The organism is Vibrio albus, assembly GCF_003144035.1.
GTDB classification, from domain to species: domain Bacteria; phylum Pseudomonadota; class Gammaproteobacteria; order Enterobacterales; family Vibrionaceae; genus Vibrio; species Vibrio albus.
The window spans coordinates 19,127-45,348 of sequence record NZ_QFWT01000010.1 but is presented as its reverse complement, the minus strand read 5'-3'; the positions used below and the strand labels follow the sequence as shown (position 1 = coordinate 45,348).

At 44.0% G+C, this 26,222-nt stretch carries 24 protein-coding genes and 1 pseudogene; 11 read left to right on the top strand and 14 right to left on the bottom strand.

Annotated features, from left to right (window positions below):
* Nucleotides 1-13: 13 nt before the first annotated feature.
* Nucleotides 14-1,564, bottom strand: a complete 1,551-nt coding sequence (locus DI392_RS16110) for a sugar ABC transporter ATP-binding protein (protein ID WP_109320726.1) — start codon at nucleotides 1,562-1,564, stop codon at nucleotides 14-16.
* A 158-nt stretch (nucleotides 1,565-1,722) separates the two neighbouring features.
* Nucleotides 1,723-2,460, bottom strand: coding sequence for a response regulator (locus tag DI392_RS16105; protein WP_109320725.1), 738 nt, complete (start codon nucleotides 2,458-2,460; stop codon nucleotides 1,723-1,725).
* A gap of 202 nt (nucleotides 2,461-2,662) precedes the next feature.
* On the opposite strand from DI392_RS16105, the gene DI392_RS16100 reads away from it, so the two are divergent.
* On the top strand, nucleotides 2,663-2,851 hold the full coding sequence (locus DI392_RS16100; RefSeq protein ID WP_245884110.1) for a hypothetical protein: 189 nt from the start codon (nucleotides 2,663-2,665) through the stop codon (nucleotides 2,849-2,851).
* A 91-nt stretch (nucleotides 2,852-2,942) separates the two neighbouring features.
* On the opposite strand, the gene DI392_RS16095 is transcribed toward DI392_RS16100, so the two are convergent.
* From DI392_RS16095 to DI392_RS16085, 3 genes are all read right to left on the bottom strand, one after another.
* The gene (locus DI392_RS16095) at nucleotides 2,943-4,631 is read right to left on the bottom strand and encodes an SgrR family transcriptional regulator (RefSeq protein ID WP_109320723.1); all 1,689 of its coding nucleotides are present in this window, start codon (nucleotides 4,629-4,631) and stop codon (nucleotides 2,943-2,945) included.
* Between the two features lie 72 nt (nucleotides 4,632-4,703).
* Nucleotides 4,704-4,934: a DUF3389 domain-containing protein gene (locus tag DI392_RS19815; RefSeq protein ID WP_281259835.1), complete on the bottom strand. Its 231-nt coding sequence runs from the start codon at nucleotides 4,932-4,934 to the stop codon at nucleotides 4,704-4,706.
* Complete coding sequence (locus tag DI392_RS16085; protein WP_109320721.1) at nucleotides 4,934-5,365, bottom strand: hotdog fold thioesterase; 432 nt, start codon at nucleotides 5,363-5,365, stop codon at nucleotides 4,934-4,936. Before DI392_RS16085 ends, DI392_RS19815 begins: the two co-directional genes overlap by 1 nt.
* A 213-nt stretch (nucleotides 5,366-5,578) precedes the next feature.
* Here DI392_RS16085 and DI392_RS16080 point away from each other — a divergent pair, with 213 nt between their 5' ends.
* The 4 genes and pseudogenes from DI392_RS16080 to DI392_RS16065 all read left to right on the top strand — a co-directional run.
* On the top strand, nucleotides 5,579-6,145 hold the full coding sequence (locus DI392_RS16080) for a PhnA domain-containing protein (protein ID WP_109320720.1): 567 nt from the start codon (nucleotides 5,579-5,581) through the stop codon (nucleotides 6,143-6,145).
* A 683-nt stretch (nucleotides 6,146-6,828) separates the two neighbouring features.
* Nucleotides 6,829-7,137: a type II toxin-antitoxin system RelE/ParE family toxin gene (locus DI392_RS16075; RefSeq protein WP_109320719.1), complete on the top strand. Its 309-nt coding sequence runs from the start codon at nucleotides 6,829-6,831 to the stop codon at nucleotides 7,135-7,137.
* 39 nt (nucleotides 7,138-7,176) lie between these two features.
* On the top strand, nucleotides 7,177-7,476 hold the full coding sequence (locus DI392_RS16070) for a HigA family addiction module antitoxin (protein WP_109320718.1): 300 nt from the start codon (nucleotides 7,177-7,179) through the stop codon (nucleotides 7,474-7,476).
* A 154-nt stretch (nucleotides 7,477-7,630) separates the two neighbouring features.
* A pseudogene (locus DI392_RS16065) lies at nucleotides 7,631-7,774 on the top strand (alkylphosphonate utilization protein); the annotation flags it as partial.
* 30 nt (nucleotides 7,775-7,804) lie between these two features.
* Here DI392_RS16065 and DI392_RS16060 read toward each other — a convergent pair.
* Nucleotides 7,805-8,158 carry a VOC family protein gene (locus tag DI392_RS16060; protein WP_109320717.1) on the bottom strand — a complete coding sequence of 118 codons (354 nt, stop codon included), beginning with the start codon at nucleotides 8,156-8,158 and terminating at the stop codon, nucleotides 7,805-7,807.
* Nucleotides 8,159-8,525: 367 nt separating this feature from the next.
* Here DI392_RS16060 and DI392_RS16055 point away from each other — a divergent pair, with 367 nt between their 5' ends.
* Complete coding sequence (locus tag DI392_RS16055) at nucleotides 8,526-8,729, top strand: hypothetical protein (RefSeq protein ID WP_146194541.1); 204 nt, start codon at nucleotides 8,526-8,528, stop codon at nucleotides 8,727-8,729.
* Between the two features lie 75 nt (nucleotides 8,730-8,804).
* On the opposite strand, the gene DI392_RS16050 is transcribed toward DI392_RS16055, so the two are convergent.
* Together DI392_RS16050 and DI392_RS16045 are read right to left on the bottom strand one after the other, a co-directional pair.
* Nucleotides 8,805-8,996 (bottom strand): hypothetical protein, encoded by a 192-nt coding sequence (locus tag DI392_RS16050; RefSeq protein ID WP_109320871.1) that lies wholly within the window; start codon nucleotides 8,994-8,996, stop codon nucleotides 8,805-8,807.
* Nucleotides 8,997-9,629: 633 nt separating this feature from the next.
* On the bottom strand, nucleotides 9,630-11,363 hold the full coding sequence (locus DI392_RS16045; RefSeq protein WP_109320715.1) for a bifunctional metallophosphatase/5'-nucleotidase: 1,734 nt from the start codon (nucleotides 11,361-11,363) through the stop codon (nucleotides 9,630-9,632).
* A 222-nt stretch (nucleotides 11,364-11,585) separates the two neighbouring features.
* On the opposite strand from DI392_RS16045, the gene DI392_RS16040 reads away from it, so the two are divergent.
* Nucleotides 11,586-13,226: an ATP-dependent endonuclease gene (locus tag DI392_RS16040; protein ID WP_109320714.1), complete on the top strand. Its 1,641-nt coding sequence runs from the start codon at nucleotides 11,586-11,588 to the stop codon at nucleotides 13,224-13,226.
* A 76-nt stretch (nucleotides 13,227-13,302) separates the two neighbouring features.
* Here the strand turns inward: DI392_RS16040 and DI392_RS16035 are convergent, their stop codons facing one another.
* Entirely contained in the window at nucleotides 13,303-14,208 is a 906-nt protein-coding gene (locus DI392_RS16035; protein WP_109320713.1) for a LysR substrate-binding domain-containing protein, read from the bottom strand.
* A gap of 257 nt (nucleotides 14,209-14,465) precedes the next feature.
* On the opposite strand from DI392_RS16035, the gene focA reads away from it, so the two are divergent.
* The 3 genes from focA (at nucleotide 14,466) to DI392_RS16020 (ending at nucleotide 18,482) form a co-directional block, all read left to right on the top strand.
* Nucleotides 14,466-15,923 (top strand): formate transporter FocA, encoded by a 1,458-nt coding sequence (gene focA, locus DI392_RS16030; protein WP_109320712.1) that lies wholly within the window; start codon nucleotides 14,466-14,468, stop codon nucleotides 15,921-15,923.
* A 141-nt stretch (nucleotides 15,924-16,064) separates the two neighbouring features.
* On the top strand, nucleotides 16,065-17,660 hold the full coding sequence (nhaB, locus tag DI392_RS16025; protein ID WP_109320711.1) for a Na(+)/H(+) antiporter NhaB: 1,596 nt from the start codon (nucleotides 16,065-16,067) through the stop codon (nucleotides 17,658-17,660).
* A 183-nt stretch (nucleotides 17,661-17,843) separates the two neighbouring features.
* The gene (locus DI392_RS16020; RefSeq protein ID WP_109320710.1) at nucleotides 17,844-18,482 is read left to right on the top strand and encodes a hypothetical protein; all 639 of its coding nucleotides are present in this window, start codon (nucleotides 17,844-17,846) and stop codon (nucleotides 18,480-18,482) included.
* A gap of 33 nt (nucleotides 18,483-18,515) precedes the next feature.
* On the opposite strand, the gene DI392_RS16015 is transcribed toward DI392_RS16020, so the two are convergent.
* The 4 genes from DI392_RS16015 to DI392_RS16000 all read right to left on the bottom strand — a co-directional run bounded on the left by DI392_RS16015 (nucleotide 18,516) and on the right by DI392_RS16000 (nucleotide 24,263).
* Nucleotides 18,516-20,567, bottom strand: a complete 2,052-nt coding sequence (locus tag DI392_RS16015; protein ID WP_109320709.1) for a bifunctional diguanylate cyclase/phosphodiesterase — start codon at nucleotides 20,565-20,567, stop codon at nucleotides 18,516-18,518.
* Nucleotides 20,564-21,106 carry a YfiR family protein gene (locus tag DI392_RS16010; RefSeq protein WP_109320708.1) on the bottom strand — a complete coding sequence of 181 codons (543 nt, stop codon included), beginning with the start codon at nucleotides 21,104-21,106 and terminating at the stop codon, nucleotides 20,564-20,566. The genes DI392_RS16015 and DI392_RS16010 overlap by 4 nt, the downstream gene beginning before the upstream one ends.
* Before the next feature lie 7 nt (nucleotides 21,107-21,113).
* The gene (locus DI392_RS16005; protein ID WP_109320707.1) at nucleotides 21,114-23,168 is read right to left on the bottom strand and encodes a TonB-dependent receptor plug domain-containing protein; all 2,055 of its coding nucleotides are present in this window, start codon (nucleotides 23,166-23,168) and stop codon (nucleotides 21,114-21,116) included.
* A 201-nt stretch (nucleotides 23,169-23,369) separates the two neighbouring features.
* Nucleotides 23,370-24,263 carry a helix-turn-helix transcriptional regulator gene (locus tag DI392_RS16000; protein WP_109320870.1) on the bottom strand — a complete coding sequence of 298 codons (894 nt, stop codon included), beginning with the start codon at nucleotides 24,261-24,263 and terminating at the stop codon, nucleotides 23,370-23,372.
* Between the two features lie 53 nt (nucleotides 24,264-24,316).
* On the opposite strand from DI392_RS16000, the gene DI392_RS15995 reads away from it, so the two are divergent.
* The gene (locus DI392_RS15995) at nucleotides 24,317-25,684 is read left to right on the top strand and encodes an MATE family efflux transporter (RefSeq protein WP_109320706.1); all 1,368 of its coding nucleotides are present in this window, start codon (nucleotides 24,317-24,319) and stop codon (nucleotides 25,682-25,684) included.
* A gap of 60 nt (nucleotides 25,685-25,744) precedes the next feature.
* Here DI392_RS15995 and DI392_RS15990 read toward each other — a convergent pair whose 3' ends face one another.
* A complete protein-coding gene (locus DI392_RS15990; RefSeq protein WP_109320705.1) occupies nucleotides 25,745-26,143 on the bottom strand; it encodes a nitrous oxide-stimulated promoter family protein in 399 nt (132 codons plus the stop codon).
* Nucleotides 26,144-26,222: the final 79 nt, after the last annotated feature.

Genomic DNA, 26,222 nt, shown 5'->3' with positions numbered 1-26,222 from the left:
CCGTAAAGGCCGCTTACGCACCCGCCGCCAGCTTCATAATGTTGTTCTGATTTAATTCGTCTTCGCTATTGTGTTCCAGCTCTCCGGCTATCTTGCCTTCATGCATAACCAAAACCCGATCAGCAATGCCAATCACTTCCGGGAGTTCACTGGAAATCACCAGCACACCCACTCCCTGCTTAACTAAATCATTAATGATCTTGTAGATTTCGGATTTTGCACCGATATCGACGCCCCGGGTGGGTTCATCAAGAATCAGTACCTTAGGAGAGACTTCGAGCAGTCGCGATAACAGTACTTTTTGCTGATTTCCGCCAGACAGGGAGCCAACCGAGACTTTTGAGTGCGGAACCCGTATGTTTAGAGATTTAATCGACTGTTCTGCTCGTTTATCTCTTTTCTGAAGATCCAGTAATTTGGATGGAGAGCAATCTTTCGAGAAGGCAAGCAAATTGACGTTGTTGCACACATCCATATCTAGGAACAATCCCTGAGATTTACGATCCTCTGTTAAATAAAGGATGCCTTTATCAATCGCTTTTTTAGGGCTGTCTATATTGACCTTATGACCTTTCAGATAAACATCACCACTCTGTTTTTTATCCGCCCCAAAGATCAATCGGGCCAGCTCTGAGCGACCAGATCCCACCAGGCCGGCAAGCGCTAAGACTTCCCCTTTGTAGAGACTGAATGACGCGGGCTTAAGCACACCATTCTCATCGGTCAGATTTTTCACTTCCAGCAACTTTTCCCCTCGATGACACACGGTGTCGGTATCTTTTTTATAGAAACCGGAAATATCGCGCCCGACCATCATCTTCACCAGAGCTTCTGACGAAAGCTCATCCCGGTTGAGTGTCCCGACGTAACACCCGTCACGCAACACAGAACACCGGTCGGAGAGTTCGTATATTTCAGACATACGGTGAGAAATATAGATGATCGCCAACCCTTCTTCTCTGAGTCTGTGAATCAGTTCAAACAGATGATTCGTTTCCCGGGTAGACAGCGCTGTCGTAGGTTCATCCATCACTAAAATTTTTGCATCAGAGTGAACAGCACGCGCAATTTCGATCATCTGCTGTTCCGCAATAGAAAGTGCAGAGACCAGAGTAGACGGAGAAAAAGTGACACCCAAGCGATCCAGCGTTTTCTGTGACTCCTCGACCATTGTCCGACGGTCAGCAATCCCATTCATAGAGATTTCACTTCCCAGAAAGATGTTCTCTGCAATCGTCAGGTTAGGAGATAAAGAAAGTTCCTGATAGATAACCGCAATACCCTGCTTCTTAGCCGATAGTGGGTCCGTAATATTCGCCAGCTTACCATTAACATAAATCTGGCTTCCCTTATCTGCAGAATAAGCACCGGAAAGGATTTTCATCAGAGTGGATTTGCCTGCTCCGTTTTCGCCCATCAATGAGTGAACCTCATGCGGGTATACAGTCAGCTCGACATTTTGCAGTGCCTTAACCCCAGGAAAGGTCTTAGACACATTTTTCATCTGTAACACCGCGGGCTGAATCGGGGTTACATTGCCTTGTTGTTCCATTGAGATGTCCATTATTGTTTTACCAAACTGAGTTGATGGCCGGTGAACCTTCATTCACCGTTTGTATGAAACTACTCTAGAAAACGAGTATTAATGGACTATCTCAATTGTTAATGAAGTATTAACGAAGGCGGGATTTTTCTGGATTAATAAATAAATTGAGTGATTGATCACATCAGATGCGACACAGGTTCGGAGAAGCTGTAGCCGACACCTCTTTCTGTACGTATATAACGCGGACTTCTCGGGTTGATCTCCAGTTTATTACGAAGGCGGGAAATAAGCACATCAACAGTACGATCGAAAACTTCCGACTCAACACCTCTTAGCCCTGTTAATAATTGCTCCCGAGACATCACTCTCTTCGGATGTTTCGCCAGCACCTCCAGCAAAGTAAACTCACCAAAGGTCAGCGCTACCGATTCACCGGAAGATGACTCCAGTTGCCGCGTGGTCAGATTCAGAACCCAATCCCCAAACTTCAGGCATTCATACTGCTCCGTAACATGAGACTGATGGTGTTGGTTTAACATAGAAGAGCGTCGTAACAGGGCATTCACCCGGGCAATCAATTCCCGGATATTAAACGGCTTCATCAGGAAGTCATCCGCAGCCAGTTCCAGGCTGATAATACGGTCTGACTCTGTCCCCTTTCCCGTTAACATTAAAATAGGCACGGTACTGTTCGCCCGGATCCTACGCGCGAGTTCTAAGCCATCTTCCCCTTTCAGGCGCAGGTCAATAATAAGGAGGCTGAACGCTGTGTTTTCCATTTCTGACCGGGCACTTTTACCGTCCGCAACCGCGACACAAGGATATCCGGCTTGCTCGAGTACATCCGCAATCAATTCTCTTATATCCATCTCATCATCAATAACAAGAATTGGGGTCTGGCTTCTGTCTTCCATTGCAGTCACTATGAATTACTTATGTTGCCGAAAATCTAGCAAGCTTACCGGCCGCAATCAATAAATTGACATGAGGTATAAGCGTTTGCGCACATAATTCATATGCTGAATACTTCCGTTTTTTTTACAGTTCTTCTTGACTCCTTGAGTACATTCCACTAAAACATATAGCCATTGTATATACCAGATGAAATTTTGCACTGTGACGGACTCAAACTCCAAAAAGAAAAGTGACGCTAACAAAAAAGACAGCCAGTTAATCATTCGGATTAACCGGGAGCAAAGAGATCGATTTACCTCTTTATGTGATGATATGGACACTTCCGCAGCCCGGGAAGTGAGACGCTTTATTAAGCAGTTTATCAAAGAAAATGAAGAGTCCTCGGATTAATAATTCATGATTAGCAAAAATGACGCTTATTCTACTGGCGTCATTTTTTTACCCGCTTTAGGATGTGTTGACGTTTCAATGTCAACACGCCTTAGTCAATCGTAGGTTTTAGCCAGACCTGACTAAAATCAAACCAGCCTAATGCATTGCATTTTGCATTCTGCAATGCACCACAGTGATCTTTACTGACACCCAGCCAACAATGAAACATTGGAATAATCTGATGGCTTTCCACCAGGCTTTTACCCAATTCCCGGCCTGGAAATGGGTCATCTTTTACTGAACGCCAGCGTTTAACAAAATCAGCCCATTGTCGAAAACTATCTTCCTCACTCATTAACGCGATATCGCTATAGCCAAGCAACCAGCCAACAAATGCTTCTTCACGGTACGAGCCGATTCCCATTGGTTTTATCCAGATATCAACCTGATCAGGCTCCTCTATCGAGTGTTCATATTTTACAAAATGTACTTTAATACCGTCCCTATTCAACACAGTCTCAATGGATTTAGCCATCACCGGAAAGGTTGGATGATGGGCATGATAAGCAATAGTCAGTTCCGCTTTCCCTTTCGGAACCTCTGGTTGACGGGCGGGCAATGAATGGTGCCACCCTGGCTTCAGACCATGTGCAGGTAAAAGCCCCAACTCTACGATTTGATCTTCCGGCAAGGTTTTATACAGGTTGAGGCTACTGAGTGCAGCGCTCAGATATTCAGCCCATTCCGGGTTGCGGACAAGCCCACTTTTACGGTTCAGCAGAAGATAAGTACAACCAGGATCGAGTTTTACTTCATCATGGCTTCTGCGTTCAGACATTATCGGGTTCGACAGGCTCGGAAAAACCATTCCGGAATATGCTTCATCAATTACCCATACCTCAACTTTATCAAGCAGAGGACGGAACCCAAAATAGTTGTCATTCGCCTCCAGTACAAGTCGCTTATCATTATTAAGAATAACGCGGTACGGGCCAGTACCTATTGGTTGTAAATCAAAGTCTTCACCTCGCCACCGCTCCGGAGGAAGGATCTTTGCTGCCGCCTCACTCAACAGAAGAGGAAAATGCCAGTCTGGCTGGCTTAGGGTCACATCCACCACACAGGGCTTTGGCGATGTAACCTGATCAATATGTTCAAACGTTCTGATATCTTTCAGAGCAGCGATACTGTCGAGAACATGCTGGGTCTGCAATAAATTACCATTATGAAAGCGAATGCCATTACGCAGATAAAAGCGCCAGTGCGTGGCGCTAATAGCCTCCCAGGTGTGAGCCAGATCCGGCTGCAGCAGTTCATTTTCGTCTAATCGGGTAAGGCCACTAAAAATCTGGCTAATGATATTCTGTTCAGAACGGCGGTGTGGTTTTCTAGGGTTCAACATAGACAGTGGGCGGTAATAGGGCAAACGAACCACCTGCTGACCTTCAACATGCTGAACACCTAGGTAGCTCTGTATAACCTGGGTCAGTTTATTCACATCACGGTTAAACACATTTAATGCCTGACCGATGCGCCCTTCTTCCAGATATCTCCGAGCCAGATTTTCACTGACATCCTGCTGATTTCGCTTAAAAATAAGTTGGGATAGGTTTCCCCGACCAGCCGCCGGATGCCATTCAATCCATCCTTCTTCCGACAGTTTATTCAGTACTATCCTTGCGTTTCGGCGCGTACAACACAGTACTTCAGTAATATCTTCCAGGCGAGTGTCGGTATCTTTACCATGGAAATGCTCAAAAAGGGTTTCAAACTGAATTCGAAGTCGCGGACTGCTCATAAAGGGGAAAACTCACCTGATAATACGTAACAAATATTTTCCCATTTTAGCATAAGAATCTATGTTCACACGTTAAAAGTCGCAGCCCATTTCAGAAGCTATCTGCCTTAATTGCTCCTCACTATCCAATTTGACCGACCACTTGCATTCCGAACCATTGACAGAAATGACATTCACTCCCTGACCAATCAACTGCACAGCATCGGTTGTCGCCTGCATAGTAACCCGGTGTGCTCCTTCCATACGCACCACCAGTTCAAAAGGCGTCACAATAATTTTCCCCCAGGAACATTCAACAACCACTATTTTTCCCGCTTCTTCTTCATTACTGCAATCGTCAAACGGCTGGAACATACCAAACGTTCACGCTCATCAGTAATATTGATTTGCCATACTTGCGTGGTTGCTCCCAGGTGTATCGGTGAAGCCGTTCCTGTCACCGTCCCTTTTCGCATGGCACGCAAATGATTAGCGTTAATATCCAGCCCAACGCAGTAATGCTCTTTGTCGACACAAAAGTTTGCAGCTACAGAACCCAGAGTTTCAGCCAAAACTACAGAGGCTCCACCATGCAACATCCCAAGAGGCTGGTGCGTGATACTACAGACAGGCATAGTGGCAGACAAAGCATCATCCGTGAACTCGGTATAAACAATACTGAGGTGCTCTATCAGTGTATTCTTTGAGGTTGCATTAAGCTTCTCCAAGCTGATGTCTTTTTTCCAGATTGCCATTTTTTATCTTCTTTTGTTCTTAATTCTTTTCTGCCAGTCTAAGCGATTTAAACATTCAATACATCATGAAAACCAACCACTAATCTTATTATAATCTACTTATAACCCCATTCTTTCTGCATAAGAACTCAGCAATAAATCAATTACCCCTTTTATAATTGAGAAGAAAGTGGATAATACACGCCAAGACACACTTAACTAAGGTAATTTCTAATGGCAACTGAAGCAACTATGCTTGAGCGTTGTGGCTCTAAATGTGAACTTTGTGGTGCGGAAACTGAGCTTTCCCCTTTTGTGGTTGCGCCACACACTCAGGTAACGGTTGATCACGCAGCAATGCTATGTGACACCTGCAAAAGCCAAATTGAAGATCCTGAGACAATGGATGCCAACCACTGGCGCTGCCTGAATGACAGCATGTGGAGCCAGGTACCACCAGTACAAGTTCTGGCATGGCGTCAGCTTAAGCGTCTGTCTGAGAAAGAAGGCTGGGCAATGGATCTGCTGGACATGATGTATCTGGAAGAAGACGTAGCTAACTGGGCTGCTATCGGCATGGACGATGACGAGGAAAAACCTCGAGACGTGAACGGCGTTGAGCTTAAGAAAGGTGACGACGTAACCATCATCAAAGACCTGCCAATCAAAGGTTCTTCTCAGGTTATCAAACAAGGCACAGTCGTTCGTGGCATTAGCCTTGCTGACGATCCTAAACTGGTTTCAGGTAAAGCGAACGGCCAGTCAATGTACATCATTGCTGAGTACACTCGTAAAAAATAATTAGCCGATTGAGCTAATATTGAAAGTCAAAAAGGCGCTGGTTTAGCGCCTTTTTTCATGCCGTTTTTTGGCTAAAAAACAGGGGGCGTGGATTAATTGTGGAGGAATTGTGGAGGAATACAGTAGTTTGATCAGTAGTTTTTTGGGCGCAAAAACACGCCAAAATCAGACCTAGACTTACCCTGTTTTCATCCTCCTTCGGCTTCACCTAGCCACCTCAAATAGATCGAGTCTCGATCCTGTTATTCTCATGTTTAAGACACTAAAGGTTATTAACCTGGTGTGATACCAAACTCACTATGTTAGAAGAGTTATTTTTACTAGCATGGTGTTCGGAATTATCAACGGTAGCAAAGCCTATGACGTACTTACTTTTGATTTAATAGATGTAACAAAAAGCGGGTTCAAGGCTAAGGGAATCACTGATCTACAGTTCAAAAAATTGACCAGAATGCCTGCTGCCTGTATGTATTAAGTTAATTAGAAAGCTACCAGCGCCCATATTGTATAAATACACATGTAAAAGTTTATGTCATATAACCTATTGACACCTGACACGTTGCGCGTTACATTTATTTCAGTAGCTGATCACTACTATTGCTTGAAAAAGCAAAGATGAAGGAAACCACAGGAGAGAGCATGAATAAGATTAAATTCAATAACGTATACTCCCGGAGGCCTATGTGGCTATCAAAAGTTTCACTCATAAAGGACTAAAGAAGTTCTACTATAAAGATGACAAATCCGGTCTGAACCCTAACCATGTTGTAAAAATAGGGTTTATCTTGGATGCTATAGATGCATCCCACCACCCGGTAGACTTAAAAGCATTATACGGTAACAAGTTTGCAGAGAAGAAAGGCTCTGGAGACGGTGTTTACAGTATTGAGGTTAATGGCAACTGGCGTATCACATTCGAGATTTGTGATGACGGAGCCATCTTATTGGACTACTTGGATTACCACGGCAAGCAGATTAAAGCCAAAAAGTAATCAAATGCTGCATTGCTATAAAGCTTGGAGCTTATATATATGAAAATGTTAAGGAGACCATCTCATCCCGGCGTATATTTCAAATACACCATACTTGATGAGAGAGGCATATCTATCACTCAAGCTGCTGAGTACTTGGGGGTTACCAGAAAAACCATGAGTGAGTTTGTTAACGGAAAAGCTAAATGTTCTCACGCTATGGCAAGACGTTTAGCTGAATCAACCGGAACAGGCGTTGCTTTCTGGATTAACATGCAGGCTAAGCTGGATACCTGGGAAGCAGAAAACATGGACATGCCTGAAAATGTTAAGGAACTTCCTAAAGAAATGGTAGCTTAATAATTACAGCTAACTGTATACCAATAAGCCCGGTTATTTGCCGGGCTTCATTATAAATGATAGTTTTTTCAATTTCATACTCTAAACATTTTTTGGATATAGTAACCAATACCAACCTAACATGGCTAAAGTATAGGACACACTGTTTTGTTTTATGATGTATCTGGAAGAAGACGTGGCTAACTGGGCTGCTATCGGCATGGATGACGACGAGGAAAAATCTCGTGATGTGAACAGGGTTGAGCTTAAGAAAGGTGACGACGTAACCACCATCAAAACAGGCCAGTCAATGTACATCACTATTGAGTACACACCCGACCTTTCTGCTCTATTTTTCAGACCAAACTGCAAACTCATTTCCGCTTGGTTCAACAAAGTGAAAACGGCAACCACCGGGAAACTCAAAGATGGGACGAACAATTTTACCGCCATTTTGAACAACTTTGTTTAAGGTCGCTTCTATATCTGAGCTATAAAACACCAGAAGCGCGCCACCAGTACTGGTTTGGTTACAAGTTTCTGCTTTAAAGAAACCACCATCCAAACCTTGGTTTGAAAATGCAGTGTACTCAGGACCATAATCCACAAACTCCCAGCCAAAAACTGAAGAGAAGAATGATTTCGTTGATTCCAGATCCTTGGCTCCAAACTCTACATAATTGAGCTTTTCATGTTGGTTCATTTCCGTTCTCCTTTTTGCTTGTCCTCATGACAACCTTTTTATGTGCGCACGAAATTTTATTCTTAGCCCCTCTCACAACCAGACCACACTTTAATCACTTAAAATACTCACGTACACACATATCATAGCAATCATGTTACCCTTTTTCGTCAAACGTGAGCTGATTCCATTTAACAGTAGGCACAAACTAAATTTGATTTGTCTTTATGAAGGAAAAACTCGTTATTTGAATACATACCCCCACAAATGTGACAGCGTCACCACACCAAAACTATAAAAATCAGAATAGATAAGCAACAACATGATTGGCTTTATCACGCTGTGTCTGCTAAAACTATTTATTAGATTATCAGTAGACGGTGACGGCATGAATACTCTGATAAAGAGGATCATTATTGCGGCGTTGTGTGCATTACTTGCTGTAGCATTCGCTTTTGTTATTAACTCAGTTATTAGTTATTTCACCACAACCAGTCTGGGGTCAGTGGTGCTGTATATCACATTATGTGTTTTCGTATATTTTGCCTATTTGTATTCGCAGCACAAAAAGAGTACCAAGCGCGAACTGTAGCAAGACACCCTAATAAACAACAAAGACGCGGTATTCACGCGCCTTTTGTTCTTCATCATCTCAGTCAGAATAGCTCTACCGGGTTAAACCGATGTCCTGCTGAAGATGAGAAGAAAGATCGTTTGAATAATAATGCTTTTCAGGTGCGTCCGGCACAAAAAGCACATCCAGAAAGTGGGCAATCAATCCTTTGATATTTACCGAATAGGTTCGTTTATCCGTAGAGGCGGATACTGACATTCCGTTTGCGTGTATTACCTGGGCCATAAAAACCTCTGCCATTGTTATTAGATTGCCAACCGTTCTTCCTGTAAAGAAGGTTAGCTGAAGTCTAAGATAATTTTATAAGGTAGAAAAATGACAAATATTCTTTTTATTGATTAGTTTTTCTAATCCAAAACAGGGTCAATGATTTAATCTGGAGAATCCTACATTCTATTAGAATATTTTTTAAAGATAGCATTTATTATTAAATATTATTTAATTAAATATCCTATCCTGAATATAAATTGAATATTATTCAGACATGCCGCTATGGAAGAGACGCGAAAGTTTGAGAATAAGATCAAATTTAAGTTATTTTTATTAATGTGAATTCCGATAAGAATAGATGCCCATAGCCATCTTTTCGGGATCAAAAAAGGAGCCTAAGCTCCTCTTTCATCTTCATACTCCGGTCAACGGGACAAAATAAACCAGAGCAGACCAGGCAATAATCCAGGCCAGCACCACCGCTGTATCCTGTAAATCCTTACTCCACATACCATCCTCCATAGTCTGCTAAGCATGAGCTGATATAGTTTACACCGTCTCTGACGTTAAGCTTGATATCGGCAAACGGTGATGAAACTTTAGCCTTGTTTTAGTTTCTCTACAGAACCAGCAAAGGATATGCCAATTTTAACCTAGTTGTGGTACGGAATTCTCATTTTCAGCCAACCTTTCCGGATAGTCAGTAATAAAGTCAATAAAACAATCCGCCATCGAAAATCGGGTCACTTTGCCCTGCTTTTCCATATTCAGAAGCCCATCGTACCCCTCTTTACCTTTCATGGTGTACGCTGATGACGCTCCCAGATAAAAAGATTCAGGATCAATAGGTTGCCATCCTTTTTCCTCCTGATAAATGGCAAGGTCAGCAATCCTTTGTCCCAATGGCTTCTCTGCATAATAAGAAAAATCCAGATTGTAGGTATAAGGGTAACTACCGGCCCCCGTCCCTATTACGCCATTATTTGTGGCATTATTAATGGCACCTTCCAAAGCCTCGACAATATGTTTCCCTTTGATCTTGTAAACACCTACAGGGATGGCAAAGGGCAATAGGTTTCCGGCAATATCTGCCACCGAGATATTCCCCGGATAAAGGGATGTTCTTACCCCTCCTGCATTATGGATAGCAAAATCAACACTAAAGTCATTCTTATTCATCATATGCACGAAGGATTCTGCTACCATTGGGGCGATATCACTGGGTCCGTGCGCATCCGGAATTCTCACATGACGGAACGTTTCGCCTACCTGCCCAATCACAGTTTGCTGAAGCTCTCTCACTTGCGGCTGATATTTGTTTTGCAGCACATGTTGTACTTCAGGCGATTTTCTACATACCACTACCTGAGAATGGTTATGCAGGCAATTTTTCGCCTTTTCATAGACCTCATCACGACCTGAAGTAGCCAGCGATGCATCCATAAATACCCGACGCCCGATAAGCAGCTCATTTTTACCAGAAAATTCGGTAATTGAGCCGTCTTCTGCAAAATTAATATGGCAGTGCCCCAAAGCCTGAGCCTGACTTCCCGACTGTACAATATAGGTATCATTTATTCTGATACCATATTCGTCTTCTCTCCCCAGCCCCAGAGAAGAGAAATCGCCCATTAGCGTATGAGTGTGCCCGCCAACGATCAGGCTGATACCGCTGACTTGCTCAGCCAGCCTTATGTCCATATCGTAACCAAGGTGGCTAAGCAGAATAATTTTGTTTATGCCTTCACTATGTAATTTTTCAACGGTTTTGATGGCCGTTTCAACAACACTGACAAAAGGAGTGTCAGGATCAGGGTTTGCAATAGACGCCATATTCTCAAGAGATAACCCGAAGATAGCAATGCGCTCTCCCGACACTTCTCTGATCAGGCAACGAGCGGTTCCACTTTTGGCTTGATAGCCATATAAATTTTTCTTATCACCTAACGTGTTTTCTTTATCCTCTCTTTCCTGTGACAAATCCCAGTTTCCGGCCAGTAACGGAAACTGTATTCTATCCAGAAAATGGGCGACAGGTTCATTCCCCATATCGAGTTCATGGTTACCTAAGGCCATGGCATCGATATTTAACGCATTCAGTAAATCGGCATTCGCCTTCCCTTTAAACAGCGAAAAATACAACGTCCCCTGAAAGCAGTCTCCGGCATGCAGAAATAAAAAATCACGACCATTCTCAATAGCCTGTTGTTTCAGGTGTTGGGCCCGGGTCGCAATACGGGCAAAACCACCGTTGCTGACATAAGGAGTTAACTTCTGCCCCTCAATGTTCAGCGTAAGCTGCAACGACTGAGGTTCAAAATAGGAATGGGTGTCATTAATGTGTGCCAGTGTAATTTTAACCGGCTTATTTATTGTTTTCATAAGCTCTCTTTTTCTCTTGTCTTTATCGTTCTCTTTTCTGCCCCATGGTAATACGTGGTTTATGACGCTGTGATGAACATCACCGTGTCAGCCTGGTTGCTCACTGAATGAACGAAACCTGAAATCAATTTGTGACCTGAGTTTAACCACAAATAACTTTTTGATATATGCTTGTAACTAGGGCGTGTTGTCTTCTCATCACACCCTGCAAGGAGCCAATATATGCAGTTAGAACGTATTGAAATTTTAGGCTTTCGCGGTATCAAAAGACTGTCACTTACCTTCGATGCGGTCACCACGTTGATCGGGGAAAATACCTGGGGTAAATCTTCTCTGCTAGATGCGCTATCTGTTGCACTACCTGCCGAGGGTATTCCTTATCAGTTCGAAATGCAAGATTTTCACGTTGATTACGCTATATCTCACCCCCAGACTCAGCACCTGCAGATTATTCTAACATTTTCCCCAAGCTATCAAGGAGAAGAGCACTCTGGTCGATACAGAAAACTACGTCCTGTCTGGGTTGAAAATGACAAAGGAAAAAAACAGATAATCTACTGCCTCAGTGCAACACGTGACATGTATAAAGTATCTACCGAATACCTGTTTCTGAATACCAGTGGTAAACAACTCCCTTTACATCACTCCTTTAAGCTAGCGCAAGAGTTGATGGGCTTACATCCGGTTATCAGGGTTCGGGATTCAAGACGTTTTTACCGGCCTCATAGTTATAATGGCGATAAGCCTAAAAATGCCAGGATCGAACGGCGAATTCAGAATACCACTCGCCGTCTGCTTTCTATGCCCGGACACGTTAATAAAGGTGAAATGAAAAGCAGCCTGAAATCTATGCAAACACTGGTTGAGCACTACTTCTCTTTTCAGGATCGAAAAAGGCCTAACCCCCGAACACCCCGAGACAGTCTATTGGTAGACACACATTCTGCAAACTCAACTACATTGCTGGAATACATACGGGAAACTAAGAACCGGCAAACCCGCCTGTTACTGTTAAGGCTGGTTAATTCATACCTTCAGGGCAAAGGTGATACCGAACTAAGACGCTGTGCCCGACCATTGCTGATAATCGAAGATCCGGAAGGCAGGCTGCACCCGACCCACCTTGCCCGGGCCTGGAACCTGCTGCAGATGGTGCCGATGCAAAAACTTCTGACCACAAACAGTGCGGATTTGCTTGGTTCTGTCCCCCTTCACTCTATCCGGCGTCTGATACGTCAGTCGGAAAGAACCGTAGCTAAAAGCATAGGCCCCAAGAAACTGAGTAAAGATGAGTTACGTCGTATCGGTTTTCATATTCGCTTTCACCGTTCCGGAGCTTTATTCGCCCGCTGCTGGCTGTTGGTCGAAGGAGAAACGGAAGTTTGGCTATTTAATGAATTGGCTAAGTTATGTGGTTACAACCTGGCAGCAGAAGGCGTACAGATCATCGAGTTTGCCCAGTCTGGTCTAAAATCTCTGATAAAAGTGGCTAAAGCCTTTGATATAGACTGGCATGTCGTGACCGATGGTGACGCCGCAGGGAAAAAATACGCTCACTCAGCGCGAACTCAACTCGACCACGATCAGGAAAAACACCGATTAACCGAATTACCGGAAAGAGACATAGAGCACTTTTTGTACGCTAATGGGTTTGAAAAGTTTTTCAAAGATCTGGTCAAAATTCCTTATGACCATAGTATTCCGGCTAAGAAAGTCATTGCCAGAGCGTTGAAAAAAAACGCCAAGCCAGATCTGGCTCTGGCTATCGTTTCTTATTGTGAAGAACACGGGGTTGATTCCGTCCCCCTTCTGCTCCGCTGGACGTTAAAAAGAGTGATTACAATGGCGAACGGAAACACCTAAAAACATAATCAATCAAGCTCATATAACTTACATCAGAATTACTGATTGATGATATATATGACTCAATACATGGAAATTATAATACGGTTGGTCTGCCTTTCATCATCCTCAAACCTTCACGCTTAATGCAATCGGCCAGAGGGTTTTCTGTCATGTCTGCCCGCCAGATAAAGGAAAGGGTTCGCTCCATCTCCAGTTCAGGAACGTTCAAAGCGACTAACCTTCCGTCTTCGATGTATTTCTCAACATCCAGATATGGGAGACAGGTCAGGTACGGACCGTTCGACACTAGAGTTCGCAACACAGGGACATGCTCATATTCACGCCAGACATCCAAGTCCGGAATAAGACGGTGAATGGAACTATCAAAAATTTTTCGGGTTCCTGAGCCTATTTCTCGCAGCACCCATTTTGCCTGCTCAAGTTGTGCAAGACTCACCCGCTCCCGCTTTGCAAACGGATGATGGGCCGAGACCACAACGGTTAGATGATCCCGGCACCACTCTTCCTGAACAATCCGGCTATCATCAATACGCCCTTCAATAATACCAAGGTCATATTTGTAATTCAGTACGCCATCGATAACTCCACTGGTACTCTGAACCCCAAGTTCGATACGTATCTCCGGAAAGTCGTTATCAATAATGCTGATTAAGTCAGGAATGAGGTGTTCTGCCGGCGTCTGGCTTGCCCCCAGACGAATTTCTCCGCTTAATAGGTGCTGCTCCAGAAACCCCAGCTCGATCTGCTGTGCATCCTGTAATAATTTCTTTGCCTTAGGGCGAAGCCACATTCCCCAGTGGGTTAAGGCCATTCTTTTTCCCTGCCGCTCAAACAAAGGCCTGCCGAGCATCTTCTCCAGCTGCGCTAGCGACATACTAGTGGCTGATTGGGTAAGTGCGAGCTTATCTGCTGCCTGGCTGACACTTCCCAGGTCAGCTACCGCATCAAATACCGCTAACTGCTTTAAAGAGTAACGCATAACTCTCCTTATAAACCTGATTACTCAACTAAGTGATTATCAGGGCATTGTACTGATACAAATAAACATATCAATTTATCTGATAAGAAATTTAAAAAATATCAAATTTACCTCTACATACAACTCAGCTTATTCTGGATCCGAAGCATACGGATGGGAACCTTGATGCATAAAAAGTTCGAACCATATGGCTTTATGTAGAAATAGTAAATCGAAAAATAAGGAGTTAATCATGAAACCGAGTATAAGGAGCCCCCATGTCAGCGCCTAACTCAATAGCAGCACGGGAGTTTTTCTCACCAAAAGAGATGATGACTGAGGCAGAACAGTACGCACGGTATAAAGCTGAAAAGCCAACCAGCATGACTATCGGCCTGGCGATAATGGCAGGGATGTTTATTGGGATCGCTTTCCTGTTCTACATTACTGTCACAACAGGTAATGGTTCTGAAAGCTGGGGCCTGAGCCATTTTGCCGGTGGTCTTGCATTTAGTCTTGGCTTGATCCTGGTCGTTCTGTGCGGCGCAGAACTGTTTACCAGTTCCGTATTAACCAGCATCGCCTATGCTAACCGGGAAATCAGCTTCAAAAAAATGCTGACAATATGGGGTAAGGTATATGTCGGTAACTTTATCGGTGCATCATTTATGGTGTTTATCGTTAGTGTTGCGGCTTTATACCAGTCTGGTCATGGTGAGTGGGGGTTGAATGCGTTGAATATAGCCCAGCATAAATTACACCATACAACGGCTCAGGCCTTTGCGCTTGGCGTATTGTGTAACCTACTTGTCTGTCTGGCTATCTGGTTAACATTCAGTACCGGCAATGCTCTGGCAAAAGCCTTTATGGTGATATTACCCGTTGCCATGTTTGTCAGCACGGGTTTTGAACACAGTGTCGCCAACATGTTTATGGTTCCACTGGGTATCGTTATCCAGAATACGGCTCCGGAATCATTCTGGCAGGCTGTCGGTGCAACCCCGGCTCAATACGCCGATCTCAATGTCTCTCACTTTATTACAGCCAACCTGATTCCTGTGACTCTTGGAAACATTGTTGGTGGTGGGGTTCTTGTCGGCCTGGCTAACTGGGCTATTTTCAGCCGCCCACATCTTAAAACTTCTTCCACAGCCCCTATTACACAAACTGTTACAACATCGTCAGACAAGGAGACAACTATGAGCACCAATATTCAGGTTAAAGACATGATGATCCAGCCAGCATTCTCTCTGCGTGCTGATATGCCAACCGCACTTGCACTGGATGCCCTTATTGACCGAAATCTTCAGGGAGCCCCGGTAACGGATGTTCAGGGTCGCCTGGTCGGTTTCTTCTCTATGCATGACATTATGGTCGATCTTTGGTGTCAGGATTACCTTCCTGCCGAAGGGCAGAAAGTTGTCGACCTTATGAACCGTGATGTAATCGCGATCGATGCGAACGACAGCCTGGTTAATGTTGCCGAGTTCCTGTGTATCGATAAAGAGCAGCTTTATCCTGTAACCGATATGGCTATCGCTATCCGCCTGAACAACCTGTCAGTTGAAGAACGAGCTAAAAGCATGAAAATCAACAAGCCTCACAGCCTTCCTGTTTTAGATAATGGTGAGCTGGTCGGTATTATCTCGCGCTTTCAGGTCGCTAAGGCTCTGCGTTCTGTTTACGGTGAAAGACTGGATGTCGTTGAAGCCGAAGCAGATAAAGTGACTGCATAATTAAATTTGATAGTACCGGATCTCAGCCACATCGACGAAAACTGAGATTCGGTCTGGTTCAACCACAAGTCATATAAGCTCATACAGCAACCTATTACACGGGCTGGTTGAACTGAAAAAGATCTTAAGGGGTATAACCAAATGTCGATTTCATATGGAAATGCATTGATAAAAAACTTCCTCGGGAAAGCACCAGACTGGTATAAATTAACCATTATCGCCTTTCTGATTGTCAACCCGATTATTTTCTCAATTGATCCTTTTATAGCTGGATGGGTACTCGTTGCCGAGTTCATCTTTACGCTGGCCATGGCGCTGAAATGCTACCCGCTTCAGCCGGGGGGATTGTTAGCCATCGAGGCTATTGCCATTGGTATGGCGAGCCCGGCTCAGGTCATGCACGAACTGGAAGCAAACCTTGAAGTCCTGCTGCTTCTTGTGTTTATGGTGGCCGGTATTTATTTCATGAAACAACTTCTGCTACTGATTTTTACCAAAATCCTCCTCAATGTGCGTTCAAAAATTACTCTTTCTGTGGCGTTTTGCTTCACTGCAGCTTTCTTGTCCGCTTTTCTGGATGCTCTTACGGTCATCGCCGTGATTATCAGTGTCGCTGTAGGTTTTTATGCCATCTATCACAAAGTCGTATCCGGAAAAGGAAACCACCCTTCCCACGATCACACCAACGATGACCACCTTTCAGACATCACTCGTCAGGATTTGGAAGACTATCGTTCATTTTTACGCTCACTTCTGATGCATGCCGGCGTTGGTACTGCTTTAGGGGGTGTCGTCACTCTGGTTGGCGAACCTCAGAACCTGATTATCGCCGATAAGGCCAGCTGGGTATTTGGTGAGTTCATTATGCGTATGGCCCCGGTTACTTTTCCAGTTTTTATCTGTGGCATACTGACTTGTATTCTGGTCGAAAAGTTTAAAGTGTTTGGCTATGGTTCTGCCCTTCCTGAAAGTGTTCGTGACATTCTTGTTAACTATGACAAAGAACAGGCCAAAACACGCACTCGTCTGGATACGACAAAACTTTGGGCTCAGGGGCTTATTGCGGTCTGGTTAATCACTGGCCTTGCCTTACACCTTGCATCTGTGGGCCTGATTGGTTTATCCGTCATTGTGCTGGCAACGACCTTTACTGGTGTCACTGAAGAACATTCTGTTGGTAAAGCTTTTGAAGAAGCCCTGCCATTTACCGCTCTTCTGGCTGTTTTCTTCTCAATTGTCGCTGTTATTATTGATCAACAGCTGTTCGCCCCGATTATCAACTGGGTATTACATATGGACGGTGACCACCAGCTAAGTATGTTCTATATAGCAAACGGCATTCTTTCAATGGTTTCGGATAATGTCTTCGTTGGCACAGTCTATATTAATGAAGTTAAGAGCGCCCTTGTGAACAACGTTATCACCCGGGATCAGTTCGATATGCTTGCCGTCGCCATCAATACAGGAACAAACCTGCCTTCTGTTGCAACACCGAACGGCCAGGCTGCATTTCTGTTTCTACTGACATCGGCACTGGCTCCGCTTATTCGTTTGTCATACGGCAGAATGGTGTATATGGCATTACCTTATACCGTTGTACTTACGGTTGTCAGCTTGGTGTGTATCACTTTTCTACTGCATCCGATGACGACATCGCTGTATGAAGCCGGCATCATTCATCATCACGATGCCGCAATCAAAACGGTTGGGCATGCTTTAACGACCGGGCACCTATAATTTAATCTACATCCTCTACTTCATTATAAGGCTTGCCGGACAAGCAGAAGTGGAGGATTTTTTCATCTATTTCCCATTCCTTGATCTTAATAAGTGATTAAGTCTATGTTATTTCCGATAATAATATGATTCGATATAACCATGACACATTTCGTTATACCATCACTTGTAGGGAGAGTACCTTTGTTAAAGGATCTGGTGATTCAAAGCATTCACAATTTTCAGAAGGATTGTCTGAAACTGTGTGAAAACCATTATCCAACAGTGCATAACCGTGGCATGAGTGAACACCATCTGGGACGGGCATTTGCCAGACGGATGGTAAGCACACTGGACTCTTTTGGCTATCAAAGCCAGTTTGAACCAATAGAAATGGTTAAAGAACCGGACCACCCTCACCATTACCGAATCGCTTCCGGTATTGGCACCGTTTGGGTCATGACCCACCACCTTGTCAGTGCGAGCCACAGATGCAGAGAAAAACTTCTTACAGATATCAGTGAATGGCAAGCCGAATACGGGTACTGCATTCAACCTAATGATATGTTGGTGCTTCTGAACGATCACTGGATATCAAGAAGTAAACAAAGTCGTGAACTTCTGTACTGGTGGATGGGAGAACTGCCGGATAATATTGATGAATATAGCAGCCAGGGCATTACTCTGTATCAGAGCGACTCTCAGCTGACTCTAGAGTTAGATAGCCGTTTTCAGATCAGCCCTTGTTACCTGAGATTCGGCCACCCGCTAACCCGTTCGGCTGATCAGCAACAAGTCAGAAAGTACATTCAGTTATACGCTATCCTTGAGTGGCAGAAATAACAGTGTGACTGCTTCTTTTATTTTTATCTTTGCTTAAGCCTGCTTCAACAGCTCCACCGTCTGCACTTCGGCATACTTTGTACAGAAAATATCAGCGGGCATTGGCTTTTCAAACAGGTACCCCTGACCATAATCGCAGCCAAGGGCCATTAGTTTGTTCTTATGAATGTCAGTACTTATCCCTTCAGCCACAACAGAAATGTTCAGGTGATGCGCCATTCTTACCATGGCACGGCAGAGAACAATACTGTCGCTATCTTTATCCAGGTTATCAACGAATGAACGATCTATTTTTAGAATATCAACGTCCATTTCCTGCAAATAAGATAGAGAAGAATAGCCAACGCCAAAATCATCAATCGCGATGCTGATCCCTTCGTCACGAAGCTTCAACAGATTCTCTCTGACCGACTCTTCACTTTCCATCAGCAGGTTTTCTGTTATTTCAACAATAATGGCGCTCTTATCCAGATGGAGCTCATCCATATAAGCAAACCACTCTTCCAGCCATTTACCGCTCCCTTTAAACTGAGAAGGTGAAACGTTGATACTCACTTTAAAATCAGGATCGACCAGACGGCGCATTTTCACCACTTTTTTTGATGCTGTTGTTGCTATCCAGGAGCCCAACTCTTTTATTAACCCAGCCTCTTCGGCCACATCAATAAATTCAGCTGGTTTCAAAAATCCCTGACTGGGATGATTCCAGCGAATCAAGGCTTCCGCTTTAACAACCCGCCCGGAGGTTAAATCAACAATAGGCTGGTAATACAGTTCAAACTCTTCGTTATTAATACCGTGCCGAAGATCTTCAGTAATCCGCCGCTTCTCCAGCGCCGCATCTAACATATGCTGAGAGAAGAACTGATAACAATTTCTGCCGTCATTTTTGGCTTCATACATGGCCAGATCCGCATACTTGATCAATGTTTCTACGGTATCACCATGTTCGGGACACAAAGTTATCCCGATACTGCAAGTCACAAATACATGCTCGTTGTGGAGATAAAAACTCTCGGACAGGTGCCGGTGAATATTTTCGGCAATTAAGGTAACTTCTTCTGCACTTTCAATATCCATCAATAAGACATTAAACTCATCCCCGCCCATTCTGGCCACTAAGTCCGTTTTCCGAACAGCCTGCTGAATTCGTTCTCCGGCATGAATAAGCAAAATATCACCATGATCATGGCCCATGGTATCGTTAACTTCTTTGAAACCGTCCAGATCAATAAATAACAGCGCAAAATGACGATGGTTTTCTGCCTGCGACCTGAGCATAGATTGTAGTGTCTCACGCATGTAACGACGGTTAGGCAGCCCGGACAAACTGTCAAAATAAGCCTGCTGATGAAGTTTTTCATTAGCGATTTTTAGCTCGGTCGTACGTTCTAATACCCTCGCTTCCAAATCCTGCTCTCGGCTTTCCATCTTTTCCAGCATCGAGTTAAAGTTTGCGCTCAAAGCCCCGACTTCATCGTCTGAAACTTTTTTTGCACGCAGGCTATAATTTCGTGTTTTTGTCACTCTGTCGGCAACAGATGCCAGATATAGAATGGGGTTAATAAAGTATGAACGCAGAAGCATAGCCAGTATAAGGCTAAGCATAAATACAATACCCAGGATAACCAGCAAGAACTCCCTGTAAAAGTCTATCCGTTTGAGCACTTCAGAGTCATCGGATTGAATAACAAGGGCTCCGTATTTTTGACTGTCCATGATTAATGGCATTTTCATGAAAGACAGGTGATTTGGCCGTTGTATGGATAAGCCAGTATTATTCACCTCCGCTATAACGCCACCATCAGAATTCAAAACCTGAACACGTATGATATTACTGTGCCCTTTCAGAGGGTTAATGAGCTCTTGTGCCGTATCCTCGTCATTAAATAAAACCGCAGCCGTCAGGTTCGGAGCAAGAATATTTGCCATCGAAACGATTTTTTCCTGGTCGCTTTTTTCCGCTTCTTTTATCTCATGAACAGTCAGGATCGATGACGTTAAAAATCCGGTAAAAATTGACATCCCCATCATCATCATTAGTAACTTAATACTAATGGACTGGAATATTTCCTTTAACTTCATTTCCGCACTCTCTTATAGATTCGCCCCATACGAAGTACTTTTGAGCTCATCTCAATACCTGCTTTTTTTAACCCTTCCGGATCAATTTCAAATCGTACTTTCCCGGAAATCACATAGAACCTGATATGCCCTCCAGACTCTATAAACGGGTCAAACTCACCCACCAGCATCGTGTTCGATATCTGTTTGCTTTCTAGAATATGTGCCCACTCAATGACATCGTTTCTGGACACAAACAGAGTATTGCACCCGGTCAACTCTTCTTCTTTTGCTTTTACCAACCGGACAATAACCTTTTTCCCAAACAGCTCTTGCTCTGACAGAGTCTTTTTTGCCGCATCAACAAACTCGGGAGAAAAGCCACATATCACATAACTTTGTTTCGGATGGTCACTATACCAGTGACCATGACTATAGCGGGCAAAATTGAACAGAAAACCAGACTTAATCGCATATTCTCTCTCCGATGCAAGACAACGCTCTATACCAAACAGGCACAGAGCAGTCAGCACGATGATGAAATAATGCTTAATTTTCATTTAAAAACTAAAACTCGGCTTTAATTCGGGCAACAACACTTGGTTCAATGTAAGTTGGGATAGTAAAAGACTCCGATGTATTCGAATATTCAAGGTGACGGCCGTAAAACAGATTATTGCCAGTCAGAGTAAAGGAATAATTCTGCGCAATCTGCCAATTCCAGGTCAGATCCAAAGTAGAGAAGTCATCGGTACTATAAGCCTCACCATCTTCAACCCTGAATACAGCGTACAAGGTGTGCTCATCGTATAAATGAACACTGCCTTTAAGGAAAATTTGCTGTAAATCACTGCTAAACCCAACGGCTGATGCAGTATCGGGAGCCAGTGAATAGTCATAGGTCGTCTGACTATATCCAAGCTCTGCCTTTACGTTGTCAGCCGCTTTCCATCCCAGAACAACCTCGCCTCCATAACTCTCGAGCTCAGCCGTATAGCCTAACTGATAAACTAATGTACTGTTGCTGATGATCTCGTTAACGGAATTGAAATCACCAACACTCATCGCAATGCCGGCCTGTTCAAGAGCATTTTCAGGATCAAGATGATTTGAAACCGCCAGAACATTATTTGCTTCTGTGCGGAATACACTTAAATCCATAGTCCAGTCATTTCCCGTGTAGCGATAGCCAAGCTCAGTGGAAACAGAGTGCTCAGCTTTCGCATCCGTCGTACCTCTTATTTCTGCATTGAGCCGTTGCTCATTAAGCATAGTATCCGGGGTAGTTATATAGTTGCCTACTTTAGGCCCGAGACTGTCAACAGCCAGATCATATTCCAGTAAACAAGGGATTCTAACACTTTGACTGACCGCTGCCCATGCCGTATGTTTCGGTGTCGATATCCAGGTCAGGCGTGCCATAGGTTGATGTTCCCATCCGGTATAAGAGTTATGTTCAGATTTATTGCCAATCACTAGTTTCAGTTCATCAGGAATCAGATCAAACTGAGCCTGAACGTAGGCCCCGTATAGCGAAAATTCATCTTCATCATTCAGACTGTCTGTGTATAGAACGGGCTCTGATGAGAGATCGTTATAGCGATAATTGACTCCCCAGTCGAACTGCCAGCCATTCAGCAGGGTGTTCATATGATAGTCAATATCATAAAAGTTAAAGTCTTCATGATAATAAACCTGCTTTCCTTGCTGCATCGCCCAAGATGCCTGCAGGGTATGGTTTACATCATCTGACAGTCGCTGCTCCAGGCGCATCATGAGTTGGGCATGTTTACGCCGGTTCGTATCAACAACGTCCATGCGTTCATTGGTATCCGGGTCTGACAACCTGACACCCTGACCAATACTCACATCACTGTATTGCCCCTGCACCAGTAATGATGTCGAATCATCAGTACTGATATCGATTCTTCCGCCTGCACTCTTTTTCTCGTGACTATCTGTCGGCGTAATGCGAACTCCCTGCTCTGATGGATCAGCCAATTCTGAACTCGCATAGAGCCTGAAAGTACTTCGGTTACCCAATTCACCTCCAAGCCGGAAATCGACACTATTGTCAATATCACTACCAGTACGAGCCTGAAACAGTACGCCTCTGGTATCTTCAGAATGTTTGGTTATGATGTTAACGACACCGTTTGTGGCATTGCTTCCCCACAGCAAACCGCCCTGCCCGCGAATCACTTCGATGCGCTCGATATCATAAATGGGGATATCCAACGCTTCCCAGTACACCCCGGCAAAACTTGGGTTATAAATACTTTGCCCGTCAATCATCACCAACGTTTTACTGGAATATCGACCGGCGGGTGCTCTGGTCGTAATCGCATACTGATTTGCATCTATCCTGCGGACCTGAACACCTGGTACAAGAGACAGTGCCTGTGGCACAGAGGTCACCCCTGACATAATCAGCTCTTGGTTAGTCAGCACATACAGTGAAGCAGCTGTTTCTGAGGCATTCTGCACCCGCTTCATCACTGATGTTGTCCGGATATCCGCTGCCATCAGTTTATCGAGATCTAAGCTTGGAAGCTCTGAGTTTCCCCATACCAGAGGTGAAATTAAAGAAAAAAATAAAATACTGCACTGCTTACTTTGCAATGTTCACCCCTAGCTAAAATGTTCGCAATATTGATATATTTATATAAATGCTTCAAAAAATGCCGTACATCATACTAAATAATTCTATCATTTATAATATTTATTAAATCAAAATATGTCGATTCTAAGCTTTGAGACGAAAATGATCGCTACTCACATTATTTAAATAGCGTTCTTGACCACTGAGTACCATTTCTGGCTTCATTCCCGCTGTAATCTTTTTCGGTATTCTCGTGGTGAGCACCCATAGAACCGTCTGAATCTATGGGTAAAATTGTAAGGGTCCTTATAGCCAAGCCTGTGAGAAATCATCGTGATCGTCCAGTCCTGATATTTCAATAAATCAACCGCCTTTTCCATTCTAAGTGAAATTAATTTAGACCGGGGCGAACACCCAAATAACGTTTTAGATACTCTGTTTAACTGTTCTTCACTTAAAAAGCATTTTTCAGCAATACATTTCACCGTCCAGGGCTGCTGAAGGCGAGATTCTATTTCATTAAAAACCGTCTGAACCCGCATGGTTGAATTTATCGGCTTTGTTTCAACCCCGGTTAATAACGTTAACAGCTCACTGATGAGCAATTTTCGATAACTGACTCTTCCGTTAATTTCATTATGAAGCAACGCCATTAAAGACCAGATCAGTTCACATTGATAAAACGGAACAATGACCTGTCCCATTCCACCGATATCACCCCAGTTTTCATCATCGGGCAGCAACATCCAAACCATTTTCCACTCGACCTTCGGATCTTTGATTTCAAAACGGAAACATGTTCCGGCAGGTAAAATAGTGAGTGTATTAGGCCCTATTTGGGTTTGGCTTGTTGGGGTCGTCAACACCCCCTCCCCGGATAAAGTGAATAACAGAGTATGGACATCAACGCCATTTCTCTCTACGCGATAACCGTCGTAGAGTTCCGATAATCCTGCCACATGAAACAAGCCTCCTCCTTCAAGCTCTGGTATATCAGACATGGTAAGAAAACGTTCTTTACACGCATCAGAAAGGTACACAGAGTCTTTCCACTCAGTTGGAGCGATAAAATCATCAATGACAGATTCAAACAGGTTTTCGTTATTTCCGAACATTTCCTTATCCATATTTCACTATTATATTTGGCTCATATTTATGAGGGGTTATTATGACTGTCTATACTGCACCAACTACATCATCACATCTGTTAACCAGGGTGGCTAAACTGGCCTTCCCTGTCGCTTTGCAAAGTGCTTTAGTTGCCATTCTGGCTCTTGCGGATGTCTTAATGGTCAGTGATTTTGGTAAAGAAGCCACGGCTGCCGTCGGTATTGCCTCCAAATGGCATTTTGTCGCGATCATGATTATGGCAGGTTTAGCCACATCAAATGGAGTGCTGGTATCACAATACTGGGGAAGAGAAGACAAAAGTTCAGCAAAAACAGTGTCATTACAAGCAATGAAACTAGGTTCGGCTATTATCCTCCCGGTGACTCTGCTTATTACTCTATTGTCAGATTCCATTATGCTGCTTCAGACATCAGACCTTCAGGTGATCAGCCTTGGCTCTCAATACCTGTGGTATAGCTTTCCGGTATTGATTCTGACTCACCTTGTGATTGTCATCGAGTCCAGCCTACGCTCCAGCAACGATGCCGTTCTGCCTCTGCTGGTCGGAGCCATTACGATCGTCATTAATATCGGATTAAACTTCTGGCTGATAAAAGGTGGGCTGGGCATTGAAGCCATGGGTGTCTCGGGTGCAGCGTTAGCTACCACTATCTCGCGGGTCATCCAGATCACCATCCTGTATCTGACACTTTGGCAACGCAGACACTGGCTGATCGTAACCCCCACACTGGCCAATGGCAGCAAACTCTGGAAGTCCTATTCTTCTCTGGCTCTGACGAATGCCGCAAACGCTCTGCTGTGGGCGATAGGAACCCTGACCTATCAGATGATTTTCGGTCATCTCGGAACCACTGAACTGGCCGTATTCAGTATGCTGGGGCCTTTTGAAGCGCTCTGTTACTCCGCTTTCATGGGGATTTCTGTTGCCTGTTCCGTACTTCTCGGCCAGTCTTTAGGCCGTGACGAATTTGCACAGGCTCAGGATATGACTAAGCTCTTTCTTCGCTATGTACTTATATTCGGCCTTGTTCTTGGCAGCCTGTTACTGGCAGGAAGAGAAACGCTTATCGACTGGCTGAACTTGTCCAGCCCTGAATTATACTCACTGGCCCTCCCGGCAATATCGATTCTATGCTGTGGGATCTGGTTACGGATGCTGAATATGATCATCATTAACGGTATTCTGAGAGCCGGTGGTGAAAATCTGTTTTGTATCAGAATGGACTTTATCGCTATGTGGGTAATTGGTATTCCCCTGACCACTTATGGCGCTTTTATCGGAGAATGGGGGTTTAAATGGGTCTACGTGCTTATGCTTTCAGAGGAAATTGTCAAATTTTCACTCTGTTTCCATCGCTACCTACAGCGTAAATGGATGAATAACCTCACCCTTCAGCACAGCTAACCACAGACAGAATAATTTTAGAAGGCCCAAGCTTTTGTACTTGGGCCTTTATTCACTTACCTACTCGTCTGATTCATTTTTCATGCTTTGCATTCGTTGATAACGATTCGACATATTCGGCTTCGGTTTTTCCGGAACAGCTTGTCTGGCATGAATCAGATGCCGGACAGATAGAACAGGATGCGGCAATAGCATCCTGGGACCGGCATAGCGCATCACTTTCTTTATTTCTTCTTTGGGTTCCGGTTTATAACAATGAATCGGGCACTTGTTACATACGGGCTTTTCCTCTCCATATGGACACCGGTCCAGCTTTGTGACAGCGTAACTAAAAAGCTCTGCGCAATGAGAGCATAAAGAGCCTTTCTTTTCTGACTGGTGATGATCCCGACAATATATGGTTATCATCGCTTGAATGGTTTTATATTCAGCAATGAGCTTTTTTGTTAACAGTTTCATCTGTATTTACTTTACTGCTTTAAGGTAAAATCTCATTTCGATTCTAACAAATATTCAAGTGATATATCGCTTACAATAA